We start from the raw sequence: 12,540 nt of genomic DNA, 5'->3' as shown, positions 1-12,540 counted from the left end.
TGAATGCCGGGTGGTGCCCGGCGTAAGACGCGATTTCTCCGGCATTAACAGCCGGAGTCGCACAGTTCATTTCAGGCACCAGGGCCCAGCCCCACTTTCACGGAGGTCGTCCGATGATTGAGACCCTTGACATGACAGTCGATTTCCGAGCCACGATGAGCCGGCTCGCCACGGGTGTCAGCGTGATCACCACGCGCTCTGGAAGCACGCCCATCGGCATGACGGCGAGCGCCGTGTCCGCCCTGTCCCTGGACCCGCTCCAGCTGCTCGTATGCATCAGCAACCACCTGTACACGCGGGCCGCGATCGCGGAGCACGGCCGCTTCGCTGTCAATGTCCTCGGCGAGGACAGCGAGGCCCTGGCGCGGAACTTCGCCGTTTCCAAGCCGGACAAGTTCGCGGGAGTCGAGACCATCGACGATCACGGTGTGCCGGTGTTGAAGGACGCCATCGCGGCTGTCGTGTGCGACGTCGCCGAGGCGCTCCCCGGCGGCGATCACACCATCTTCGTGGGTGACGTCCGCTATTGCGCACACACGGTGGATTGCCGACCGCTGCTCCACTTCGCGGGAGGCTTCGGCGTGCTCAAGGCTCCGCACTAGCACGGGTGGCAGCGGTCCGAAAGAGGCCGCTGCGGGGCCCGTGACCGGCCCGCTGCCGCCCCCGATGTCCGGCTCTTGCGAGGCGAGCCATGGACGTCGGGGGCTCCGCTCGTCTCGACGACTCGACTGAAGGTGCCATGACCAGCTCCGTGCCGACCTTCAAACTGCATCCTCCGGCCCAGCCACCGCATCTGCTGACACGCCCGCGTCTGCTGCGTCGGCTTGACGCGGCGACCGAGCCGGTGGTGGTGGTCTCCGCCCCGGCCGGTGCCGGGAAGACGGTGCTCCTGACCGAGTGGTCGCGAGGCCCGGCGGCTCGCCAAGAGTGCGCCTGGCTCAGCCTGGACGCGTACGACAACGCCCCGGGCCGGCTCTGGGCCGGCATCCTGCGGGCGTTGCACCAGGTACGACCGAAGCTGCCCGCCCGCCTCGACAGCGACGAGTGGGCGCTCGACGCATGGCTCGAGGAGATCCTGCCAAGTCTGGTGACCGGCCTGAACGGAGAGGGACCGCTCACGCTGATCCTCGACGGACTGGAATGCATCTCGGACGCCGACGCGGTCCGTAGCCTGGCGGACTTTCTGACCAGGCTTCCCCAGGGCTTCCGCATCATTCTGTCGACCCGGCACATTCCCGGCAGGCCCCTTCCGACCCTGCGCGCCCAGGGTCTGATCGCCGAACTCGACCAGCACGACCTGGCTTTCACCCCCGAGGAAGCACAGGCACTACTCACCGGTCTGCTCGGCTCCGCTCCGACCGCGGACGCTTCGAGCACGGTGTACGAGGCCACCGAGGGATGGGCGGCGGGGCTGTGCATCATGGGGCGCTCCCTCGCCCGCTCGGCGAACGAGGCTGACACGGAAGGGAACCTGGCCCGCGGCAGGCAGGCGGTCACCGAGTATCTGGCCGCCGAGGTGCTCGACCGGCTCACCACCGAACAGCGCGAGTTCCTGCTGCGCACCAGTGTGCTCGACGAGCTGAGCGCCGGGCCGTGCCAGGCCCTCGCCGGGGACCGGGCGGGCATACTGCTGCGCGGGCTCGCACGGACCGTGCAACTGCTCGTGCCCGTCGCCGCTGATCCGTCGGCGTACCGGCATCACCGAGCACTGTCTCCGCTGCTGTCCGACGTCCTTGAGTCCGAAGGGCCGGCAACCGTTGTGTCCCTGCACGAGGCCGCGGCTCAGTGGTACTCCCGGCAGGGGGAGACGACGGCGGCCGTACGGCACTGGGTGCTGGGCGGCGATGAGTCCGCGGCCGTCGCGTCGGTCCTCGACGGCTGGGAGGAGGCGATCTCGGCAGGCCGTAGTGCGGAGGTCTCGCATTGGCTGGACCTCCTGCCGCCCCGCACGGTCGCCGCCGACGCGAGATTGTGCGTCGTGGCGGCGATGGCGGCTCTCTCGGGAGGCGCCCCGGAAACGGCCCGGCGCTGGCTGGACGTGGCCCAGCTCAGACAGACAGGACTGGAGATGGTCGGCGAGGGCAGCACGGTCTCCGACGCCGCAGCCGTTGCCGAGGCCGTCGCCTGCTATCTGAAGGGGGAGATCCTGACCGCCGACCGCCTTGGCGAATCCGCCGTTGCCGGCACCATGCCGTTGACTTCCTGGCGTGCCCTGGTCTGTACGGCCCGCGGTACCGCACTGCTGTGGACGCGCCGGTACGAGGAGGCTGAGGCGCTGCTCGGCGAGGCGACCCGTGATGCGCATGCCGCCGGGCACGGCCTGGTGCTCGTCCGCGCACTGGGTTTGCGGGCGGTGTGCGCGCTGCTGGCCGGACGGCACGAGCAGGCGCGCATACAGAGTGACGAGGCCCTCGGGGCGGCCGCGACGGCCGGCCTGGGTGGGCATTTCGTCGCCGTGTCCGCCTACATCGGCCGAGCCGGTGTACTCCTCGAAGAGGGCGAGATCGAGGAGGCCGCACAGGTTCTGGCCGGCGCGGAGGCAGCGTTGGTGGGCTCGCCCCAGACCGGAAGCGAACCCCATGTACGCGCCCTGTGCCACTTCACGCGGGCGCGACTTGAGAGTGCGCGGCACAACGCGGACGCGGCCCGCGAGGCCCGTGAGGCGGCGGAGCGGGCAGCCGCCCGGTGCGAGTCGCCAGGGGTACTGACGGACCTGCTCGGGCGCACCGGTGAGGGCACGGCCGTGACCCCTGCCATCCCCAGTTTCCAGGACCTGTCGCTGGGGGAGCGCCGAGTGCTCCGCGCCCTGTGCGGTCCGCTGACGCTGCGTGAGATCGCCTCTGAACTCTATGTGTCCCACAACACCGTCAAGACACAGGTACGCGCGATCTTCCGCAAACTCGACGCGCACGACAGGAGCGGAGCGGTCGCAAGGGCCCGGGAGTGCGGCGTGCTCTGACCGGGCCCTTGCATCCTGTTACGAGGCGTTCTGGCGTGAGGCGTCCTGGCGTCGGGCGTAGTCCGCCTGAGCCTTGTACGCGGTCTCCTTGTCCTCGTCGTCGCTCACGCTCTCGATGCCGCAGACCTTGCGCGCGAGGTCTGCCATGCTGCCGCTCGGGGACATCTCGGCGCGCTTCATGGTGAGGCTGCGGATGGCCAGCAGGGGCGTGCCGTTGAAGTTCTCGAAAGTGCTGATGCGGTCGCCCCAGTCGGACAGGAACATGTCGCGGATCACTCGGCTGATCTTCAGCCGGTCGTGCGGCCTTCCGACCGGACCCGTCTGCAGCGCCTCCAGCCACGGCCGCAGTTCCGGCTGCTGCCACTGCCCCTCGGTGGGGTAGATGAGCGCGGCGCGACCGGACAGGTCGATGAGCTCGTGGACCAGCTCGGTGATGTGCTCGATGTAGTACGCCCGCCCGAAGTCGAACATCAGGACGTTCGGCTTGTAGATGCCGCCGGGAGTGAAGAACCCTTCGTCCTCCGAAGCGATCACATGCGCCTTGAGTGTCTGGAGGAAGCCGGCGAACCGGGCGATCCGGGCCTGCACCGGCGGCAACTGGTAGGTGCCGATGTGCTCGGTGATCAGCAGGGCCAGACCGAGCATCAGCTCGGCCTTCACCATCGCACGCACCAGCGAGTGGTAGTGCAGCCAGTCGAAGACGCGCTGCGGGTACAGCGCTGCGTGCTGGGGGTTACCGATGTGGAACACCCGGTTCCAGGGGATGAGCACGTCCTCGAACACGATGATGCTGTCCAGCTCGTCACCCTGCGAGGCGAGCGGGTGCTCCACCTCCTCGCCGTCCCGGACGTTGCTCTCCCGGCAGATGATGGTGACCCCGGGGGTGTTGGCCTTCACCGCCCCGTAGATGATCTGTTCCGCAATAATGCCGGGGCGGTAGAAGACGCCGATGTGGATCACGTCGCCGAAGGCCGCGCCGGTGCTGATCGACTTCACACCCCGCACGGTGATGCCCTCGTCCGAGGTGCCGACCACCCGCAGGGCGGGGGACTCAGCCTGTGCGGAATCGCGCGAGCGGTCCGCCTGCGGGTCGACGAACGCCGGCGTCGCGTTGAGGTCACCGTCCCGCACCTCGTTCCAGAAGTCGCGGATCCCCTCGGTGAGGTCCCGCCCGTCGGTCCCGACGGACTGGCTGCTCCAGGGCTCCGGGTCGTCGACGTAGGTCAGCAGGACGTAGTTGTTGACATCCGGTGTGCGCGGGATCGCCCCGCCGCCGAGTTCCCGCTGCACTGTCTCCAGGTAGCGCCGCTTGCGCAGCAGGTCCTCCTTGGAGCGGTGCTGGAACCACGTCATGGACCGCCGGATGCCCTCCTCGTCCACGAACGTCATGACGTCCTGGAGGTCCGGGCGGTGGTGCAGGTCGTAGAAGTCCGCGAGGCTCCGGGCATACGCCCTGGTCTTGGGGTGCGTGGCCACGTTATCGACGAGTTCGTCACCCACCCATACCGTGCGGCCGTCGTTCAGCGCCGCCAAGTATTCCTTGCCTGTACGCACGTCGTGCTCCTCTCCGGGGGCAAGAGATCTGGACAGTTCGGAGCATGCGTCGCGGCGGGGTGACAGGACGGCGCGGAATCGACAATCACCCGGGTGAAAGCGTCGATCACAGGGGAACCGTCGTTGAGGGCGATGTGGCCGTGCGGCATGCTTGCCCCATGCGCAGCACAGACCCCGCCGGCGACCGGGCCCGCGGGCACGGGCGCGGGAACCAGGCCATGACCGGGCTGCGCCTCAGGGGACGAGACCGCGAGATCGTGGCCATCCGCGAGGCCCTGGAAGCGGTGCGTGGCGGACGGGGCGCCTGCGTCGTCGTGGAAGGCGCGCCCGGCGTCGGCAAGAGCCGCCTACTCGCCGAACTGGACGAGATGGCACGGCGGTTCGGGTTCGATGTGGTGTCCGTACGGGCCGACGAGCTCGACCAGTACGCCGCAGGAGCCGCCCTGCAGTCGGCCCTGCAGTCCTCCGATGGTTCCCACCGATCCGCCGCACCCACCGACGACCAGCGGCTCTGGCTGCTGGACAGCATCACGGACGCTCTGGAGGACCGGGCCCAGCGCGCCCCGGTGGCCGTGGTCGTGGACGACGCGCAGTGGGCGGACCCGGCCACGCTCTTCGCCCTCCGTACCCTGCCTGCACGCATGGCCGCCTCGCGGATCCTGTGGGTGCTGGCGGTACGGTCGGAGACCGAGCGGCCGACCGTGGCCAGGGTACGGGAGGACCTCGAACGCCTCGGAGCCCGATGGCTGACCCTCGGCCCCCTGCCGCAGCAGGAACTGCAGCACATCGCGGCCGATGTGCTCGGGGCGAGACCGTCACCCGGTCTGGCCAGGCTCCTGCGAGGCGTCGCGGGCAATCCGTTCCTGGCGATTGAACTGGTGCGCTCCCTTGCCGACACGGACGCCGTCAAAGTGGACGCGGGCGTGGCCGGCCTCCTGCACGACGGCATCCCTGTCGGTTTCCGGCTGAGTGTCGCCGCGCGTCTGGAACGGCTCCCGCAGGATGCCGTGCACCTGCTCCAGATCGGGTCCGTCCTCGGCCGCGAATTCGACCTCGGCACCGCCGCCCGAATGCTCGGCAGGCAGGTCGGCAGCCTCCTGTCGGGCATCGAGGCCGCCCTGAACGCCGGTCTGCTCTCGGCCGACGGCCCGCGACTCGCCTTCCGCCACGACCTCCTACGGCAGGCTGTCCACGAGAACCTGCCGCTGGCCGTACGGACCGCTCTGCACCGGGAGGCGGCCGACAGTCTGCGCGGCACCGGGGCACGATCGGCGGAGGTGGCCTGGCACGTCGTCATGTCGGGCGGCCCGGTCGACGACGACGCCGTGACCACACTGCACACCGCCGTACGGGAACTGTCGTCGACGGCACCCGACGCGGCCGCGGACTTCGCCCAGCGGGTCGCCGGGCTGCTGCCCCCACACGACCGGCGACGGATCACCCTGCTGACCGACGCCGCCGAGTACCTCGGCCGGACCCGCCGGGTCCACGAGGCGCTCGACCTGGTCGACGCCACCCTGTCGGACGCTCTGGAGCCGCCGCAGGAGGCAAGCCTGCGCCTGGTGGCCGCCGAGATCCACCAGGCCGCGGGCGACGACGCCGCCGCGATGACACATCTCCAACAGGCCCTGGACCTTCCCGCGCTGCCGCCCGACTTGCGCGTCCGGCTGCTCAAGACCAAAGCGACGGGCCACGTGTACCTCGGGGACATCACCGCTGCCGAGCAGACGGACACCGGACTGGTCGAGGCCTCCTACCGGAGCAACGATCCGGCCATCGTCGTCAGCGCCATGGTGTTCCAGTCGCAGACGTTCTTCTACCGCGGGCGCCTTGCCCGCGCCCTCGAGCTTGCCGAGCAGGCCACCCGACGCGCCGGCACGGAGTCCGTCGTGCTCTACCTGCGGCCCCCGCGGATTCCGGCGCTGTGGCTGGCCACGGTGCTGACCGCCACCGACCGGCTCGCGGACACCGAGCGGATTCTGCGGGAGGGACAGCGCGAAGCGGAGGCGCTGGGCCTCGGCTGGTCACTTCCCCACTGGCATGCGAGCCGCGCCTGCGCGCTCCTCGAACAGGGGGCGCTGGACGACGCGGCCGTGGAGGCCGAGGCCAGTCTGACGGTGGCGGACGAACTCGAGATCACTCAGCCGAATCCCCAGGCCCGCTCCGTGCTGGCATTGGTGGAGATCAGACGCGGTGACCTCGCCAAGGCCAATGGCCATCTCCGCGCCGCCGAAGCCGGTTCCGGCACGAACCCGCAACGGTACGGCCTGTGGGTGTCGCTCGCGCGCGCCAGTCTGGCGGACGCGGAGGGCCGGGACGCCACAGCGACAGCGGCACTGACGGGCAGCTTCGGAGACCGCGAGCCGACGCGGCTGCTTGCGGTACCTCCCTCCCACTGGCCCGCGATCGTGCGCATCGCGCTCCGCGGCGAGGACCCGTCGGTCGCGCAGGCCGTGTCCGGCGCACTGCGCAGCCTGACCGCACAGGACAACAGCCAGCAGATCATCGGGGCAGTCCGCGCCCACGTGGACGGCCTGCTCCACAGCGACCCCCATGCACTGGCGTCCGCCATCACCGGTTACCGGAGCGCCGGCAGGCCGCTCGCCCTGGCCGCGGCCTGCGAGGACCTCGGCGAGCTCTTGGCCGCATCGGCCGATACGGCGCCGGCGATCCCGTACTTCGAAGAAGCGGGCGAGCTGTCGTCGGCCTCCGGAGCCCTGCGCGATCACGAACGGATCAGGCGGCGCCTTCGACAGCTCGGCGTGCGCACCGGCGCCCTACGGCACCACCCGACCGGCCCCCCTGAGTGGGGGAACCTGACCGAATCCGAGCGGAAACTGATCCCGCTCGTTGTGGACGGCCTCACCAACCGGGCCATCGCCGACCGGCTCTTCGTGTCCGTGCACACCGTCAACACGCACATGAAGCACATCTTCACCAAGCTCGGTATCAACACGCGAGTCGAACTGACCCGGCTGGCGATCGAACGGGGTGGTGTCGCCGACGGGGCGGACTGAGCGGTGCCCCCGACCGGCAGGGCGCGGCGGCAAGGATCCCTTGAATGGGCGATGCCGGCTCCGGCCGTACCCCATGATGCTGGTCGCGACGGCGTGGCCACCGGCACGGCACCGCCTTTCATCAGGAAGTGACCGCCTCTTGAACACGATGCGCGCGGTACGCGGACACCGACGAGGAAGCCTCGACGCCCGGAAGGTCGTCGATTATGCGGGCAGCCGGTTCGAAGACCATGTGGCCGACGTGGACGTCGTATTCCACACGGTGGGCGGCGACACCCAGACCCGGCCCTGGACCCGTCTGCGCCCAGGCGATGTCGTTGTCAGGATCGTCACGCCTGCCGACGTCGGCACAGTCCGGCACCATGCCGCACGCGGAGTGTCCTTCGTCGTCGAGCCGGCCCGCGACTGGCTCGACTCCATCAGCGAGTTGATCACGAGCGGACGGCTGAGCCCGGAGATCCACCGGGGCGTTCCACTCGCGCAGACCCGCGCCGGGTTCGAGGCGCTCGAGAAGGAGTACCGGCGTGGCAAGTACTTCACCCATGTCTCGGACGGATAGTCAACCGCACCCCAGGGCGGTCGGCCCCGGTGCCCGCGCGGGCCCGGAACGCGGATACCGCGGCCAACTCCGCGCTGCCCTGGCCGCGAGCGCGGCCCCGCACGGATACACCCTGGCGCTGTGGACCGCCACCGCGTTGACGGCCTCCGATCGGGGCGCCCCAAAGGCAGCCGAAGTCCTGGCACTCCTCACTGGTGCGACGCTCACCTTCGTCGCGTTGGGCGCCGTCGCCTACGGCGGCGCCCGCATGACGCCGGACGGGTCCGTCCCGGCCGGCATCGGGATATGGGCCGCCTTCCATCTGCCCACGGCGGCTTTCGCCGCGCTGGTCAGCCTTTTGCTCGCACGGTGTCTTTCAGGCCCCCTCCTGTGGGGGCTCGTCGGGACGACCACGACCGCCGTGTACCTGCTGGGTGTCAGCGCCCAGTTCCTCTGCTTTGCAGTTCGCCCAGTCTCCGAGAAGCCACAGACGCTCACCCGTAAGAGGTTCACCATGCCCCTCGCGCTCGACCCCGCAGCCCAGGACCTTCTGTTCCGGCAGGCACGAACCGCCAACAGCTTCACCGACGAGCCGGTGACGGACGACCAGATCGAGGCCATCTACGACCTGGTCAAGTACGGTCCCACCTCCATGAACCAGCAGCCGCTGCGTATCGTGCTGGTCCGTTCCGCCGAGGCGCGCGAGCGCCTGATCGAGCACCTGTCCGACGGCAACCGCAAGAAGACCGCCGCCGCCCCACTCGTCGCCATCCTCGCCGCGGACAATGAATTCCACGAGGAGCTGCCCAGCCAGTTCCCGCACTTCCCACAGGCCAAGGATCTCTTCGCCGAGCGTGCGGTGCGCGAGCGGTCCGCGAAGCTCAATGCGCTCCTCCAGGTCGGCTACTTCATCGTCGGCGTCCGCGCCGCCGGCCTGGCCGCAGGACCGATGACCGGCTTCGACGCCGAGGGCATCGACAAGGAGTTCTTCAGCGACGGCGAGCACTCGGTTCTCGCCGTCGTCAACATCGGCCGGCCGGGCGAGAACGCCTGGTTCACGCGCTCCCCACGTCTGACGTACACCCAAGTGGTCAGTACCGTCTGATCGAGGGGCACGGCCGGCCCGGCGGCGTACCTGCGTCAGTCCCATGCATGACCGCGTCAGTGCGCCACCGGGTGAGCCACGCGGTCACCACGGCGCCCAGAGCGAACCCCGTCCACGTCACACCTGAACCTTGGCCCCGCCGATTGCCATCCCGAGCAGCGCGAGATGTCCAACGCTCTCCGTCTCGACGCAGTCGGTTCTTCCGCCGGGTCGGGGTCGTCGCGGGACTGGTGCTCACCGCGGGCACACGAACGAAGTGCGCCACTCGCCACTTTCGTACCGATGGAAGTAGTCCGAGTACTGCCCCACCCCGAACATAGGGTCTGGGGAATGAATTGTCCTCCGTATGCCAGCCCTTTGGCGCCTACGGCAAACAGGACGTACGCGGCGGGCGGCGGCGATGCGGTGAATCTGTTTCACCCGTCTGGGCGGGCTGGCGTGCCGACTGGTTTCCTTGTCCGCACTCTAGAGTCCATCCAAGGCGCAGGGCCGTGGTCCGCGCCGGACGGTCGGTACCTGCGAGGCTTGATTCGCGACCGGAATGCCGCCGTCCCGCTTGGCGGACGAGCCTGTCTGAAGGCACGGTGTGTTTGAGGGCGGCTTGCATTTCATACGAGAGAGGCACGGCATGTCGCACGGCTGCGGCAGGACGCGGTGGAAGCGTTTCGCTCTTTTTCTGCTTCCGAGCACGGTGGCCGCCGCGGCCTTGGGTATCGGTATGGCGCAAGGTGCACTGGCCGCGTCGTTCTTCATCTCCGGCAACCGATTCCAGGTCGCTGCAGATACATTTGCCATTCGCGGTCTGAGTATCTACGGCGTGGTGGACGTGACCAGGAAGGGCCGTCATGTGCCAGTCGTGGTCACAGGCGCGAGGCGAGCGACGATCAAGGGCCTGTGTCAGTCCGTGGCGACGGAAGTCCCGGTTCTGGGCCTGTACACCCTGCGACTCACCGGCGGCGACCGTGGTGAGCCGGTCGACGCGCGGGACATGTTCCTCGACATGACATCCTTGGCGGCCGGTGGGTCGACCTTCCATGACATCGACATCGGTGTCGCCGCCGGCTCGGTCACCAAGGGTCCGATCGATCCGGGTGACCGCGCGGGACTCTTCGATCCCAATGGCTTTGCCCAGCAAGCCGAATCGGCCACCCTCACCGACGTGCGCTCCACAGTGGTTGCGGTCTCGGCTGCCACTCTCAATGTTCCTGACCTCGACCTGAGTCTCAAGCAGGGCAGCCATAACTGCTTCTGACTCCGCGCTCGCCGCTGTGGCCCCGGACCCCGTGCCGGTGCCCGGTCGTGGACCGAGCCGGCCGTACCCGGTCGGCTAGGACCGGACACGCACAGACGCGACGTACCGGGCCGTCGCAGGCGACACCCACTCCTTCACCCTGGAAGCCGCACGTGATCAACGAGCCTTTCGGTACTCGCCCAGGACTACGCGACAGGTTCGACGGCAGACGACGCAGATTCAGGACCTGGCGCGGTGGGCGCCCGTTCTGGGCCGGCCTGTTCATGTTCTCGGCCGGGGCGCCCATCATCTACTTCCCTTACGTCCACATCACGCTGGAGGGCGTTCCTGTGGCACTGTCCACCACGGCCGGTGCCGCATCACTGATCATCGGGATCCTGCTCATGACCCTGGGCATCACGCTCTGGTTCCATCAGCAGGTACGCGTCTTCGCCGGGGTCGCGGGCCTGTTGCTCACCCTCGTCTCCTTCCCCCTCGCCAATTTCGCGGGCCTCTTTTTCGGACTGTTCTTCGGTCTTGTCGGCGGCTCCCTGGCTTGCGCCTGGGAGCCCTCCCCGTCGGGGGCCGAGGTGGAGCACACAGCGGCCTCGGCACCTGTGACCTCTCCTGGGAGCGAGGGCCCGCAGGCCGGTTGACAATCTGACCGGTCAAGCCTGGTGCGGCCCAGATGCCCAGCTCCGTCGTCCGGGCGAGAACTCGCTCAAGGCGCCTGTGATCACCGTCGGGAACCTCGCGGTGGTCAGTAGAGCCCGTTTTGGAAGGTGCTGTTTCTGACCCCGCTTTCACTCCCGCCATCACTCTTGCCGCAGGCTCATGACCAGATCGCGAGGCAGGCCGTGGGTGTCGTGGAGGTAGTGGAAGTCCTCATCCCTCAGCGGGCCTTGGAACCGGGATCGGGCAAGCACCTGTCGGCCACGCTCCAGGAGCCGACTGAACCGGCACTCCTCCTCCAGTAGCAGTCGGCGCACGTCGCTGGGATCCACTTCCTGCCGGAAGTGGTCCAGGGTGTGCGAGACCAACTCGTCCGGCAGGTCTCCGATGCCGCGCGACGGATCGTCCCGCCACAGAACGGTGAGCACCCTTCGTACCAGGCGGCGGAGCACATAGCCACGTCCGGTGTTGGCCGGACGCACCCCGTCGCCGAGTACCACGATGGCTGAGCGCAGGTGGTCATAGACCAGGCGCAGCGACGGTTCGTCCAGTGGCCACAAGGCCGGCACGAGACGGCGCCAGGGGTCGAAGACGTCGCACTCGAACACTGACGACCTGCCCTGCAGCAGAGAGGCCAGCCGCTCCACGCCGAGCCCGGTGTCGATGTTGGGTTGGGGCAGCGGTTCGAGGGAACCGTCCTCCAGTCGACGATGGCGCATCATCACGTGGTTCCACACCTCCACCCAGCGGTCGTCGCGGGTGGGCGTCGACTGGGGTGGGGTATCACCGCTCCACAGGAAGATCTCCGAGTCGGGGCCGCACGGGCCGACCGGTCCGTTGGACCACCAGTTGTCCTCCACGGTGAGCTCAACGGGAACGCCGTGGTCCTGCCACAACTGCAGGGAAGCGATGTCCGGCCCGGTCTGGTCGTCGCCGCCGAAGACGGTGGCATGCAGCAGACCCGGATCGACACCCAGTCCCTCTGTGAGCAGCCGGTACCCCCAGTCGAGACTCAGCGAGCCCTCGTAGTCGCCCAGCGACCAGGTGCCGAGCATCTGGAAGACAGTCAGATGGGTGGCATCGCCCACCTCCTCCAGGTCCGTGGTGCGCAGACAGCGCTGCACATTGACCAGCCGCCGACCCAGCGGATGGGGGCGTCCTTCCAGATACGGGGTGAGCGGATGCATGCCGGAGGTGGTGAACAGCACCGAGTCGCCAGGCGGTGGTAGCAGGGTCGAGCCGGTGATCCGCCGATGACCACGCTCCTCGAAGTACTCGACGAATGTACGGACAATCTGATCCGTGTTCATGAGGGTGGCTCCTTTGCATCACAGCAGGGGAGGCACCGGACAACGGACCGTGCAGTCATCACACCGGGGCAAGAAGCCAAGAACGCCACGGAAGCACCGACGGGCCGTTTCCGGTCGCCGGTGGGAAAGGGGGAAGGTCAGGCGGCGGCAACCG

The 12,540-nt window shown here is 68.7% G+C and carries 9 protein-coding genes; 7 read left to right on the top strand and 2 right to left on the bottom strand.

Features of this window, described 5'->3' with window-relative positions; translation table 11 throughout:
- Positions 1–113: 113 nt before the first annotated feature.
- Entirely contained in the window at positions 114–602 is a 489-nt protein-coding gene (locus ACIBK0_RS39410) for a flavin reductase family protein (protein ID WP_399091039.1), read from the top strand.
- A 137-nt stretch (positions 603–739) separates the two neighbouring features.
- The gene (locus tag ACIBK0_RS39405) at positions 740–2,959 is read left to right on the top strand and encodes a LuxR C-terminal-related transcriptional regulator (RefSeq protein WP_399091037.1); all 2,220 of its coding nucleotides are present in this window, start codon (positions 740–742) and stop codon (positions 2,957–2,959) included.
- An 18-nt stretch (positions 2,960–2,977) separates the two neighbouring features.
- Here the strand turns inward: ACIBK0_RS39405 and ACIBK0_RS39400 are convergent, their stop codons facing one another.
- Complete coding sequence (locus tag ACIBK0_RS39400) at positions 2,978–4,513, bottom strand: 4-hydroxyphenylacetate 3-hydroxylase family protein (protein WP_399091034.1); 1,536 nt, start codon at positions 4,511–4,513, stop codon at positions 2,978–2,980.
- A gap of 158 nt (positions 4,514–4,671) precedes the next feature.
- On the opposite strand from ACIBK0_RS39400, the gene ACIBK0_RS39395 reads away from it, so the two are divergent.
- From ACIBK0_RS39395 to ACIBK0_RS39375, 5 genes are all read left to right on the top strand, one after another.
- Positions 4,672–7,530: an AAA family ATPase gene (locus tag ACIBK0_RS39395; protein ID WP_399091031.1), complete on the top strand. Its 2,859-nt coding sequence runs from the start codon at positions 4,672–4,674 to the stop codon at positions 7,528–7,530.
- A gap of 148 nt (positions 7,531–7,678) precedes the next feature.
- The gene (locus ACIBK0_RS39390; protein ID WP_399091200.1) at positions 7,679–8,089 is read left to right on the top strand and encodes a zinc-binding dehydrogenase; all 411 of its coding nucleotides are present in this window, start codon (positions 7,679–7,681) and stop codon (positions 8,087–8,089) included.
- Positions 8,090–8,582: 493 nt separating this feature from the next.
- Positions 8,583–9,173 carry a malonic semialdehyde reductase gene (locus tag ACIBK0_RS39385; protein WP_399091197.1) on the top strand — a complete coding sequence of 197 codons (591 nt, stop codon included), beginning with the start codon at positions 8,583–8,585 and terminating at the stop codon, positions 9,171–9,173.
- Between the two features lie 628 nt (positions 9,174–9,801).
- Positions 9,802–10,425 carry a DUF6230 family protein gene (locus ACIBK0_RS39380; RefSeq protein ID WP_399091028.1) on the top strand — a complete coding sequence of 208 codons (624 nt, stop codon included), beginning with the start codon at positions 9,802–9,804 and terminating at the stop codon, positions 10,423–10,425.
- Positions 10,426–10,577: 152 nt separating this feature from the next.
- Positions 10,578–11,060, top strand: a complete 483-nt coding sequence (locus ACIBK0_RS39375) for a DUF6114 domain-containing protein (protein WP_399091025.1) — start codon at positions 10,578–10,580, stop codon at positions 11,058–11,060.
- A 159-nt stretch (positions 11,061–11,219) separates the two neighbouring features.
- Here ACIBK0_RS39375 and ACIBK0_RS39370 read toward each other — a convergent pair whose 3' ends face one another.
- On the bottom strand, positions 11,220–12,386 hold the full coding sequence (locus ACIBK0_RS39370; RefSeq protein WP_399091022.1) for an alanine--tRNA ligase-related protein: 1,167 nt from the start codon (positions 12,384–12,386) through the stop codon (positions 11,220–11,222).
- Positions 12,387–12,540 lie beyond the last annotated feature (154 nt).

It is taken from the genome of Streptomyces sp. NPDC050564, assembly GCF_044457265.1.
Lineage (GTDB): Bacteria > Actinomycetota > Actinomycetes > Streptomycetales > Streptomycetaceae > Streptomyces.
Note: the sequence above shows the minus strand (reverse complement) of the source record. Positions and strands in the feature narration are given on the sequence as shown.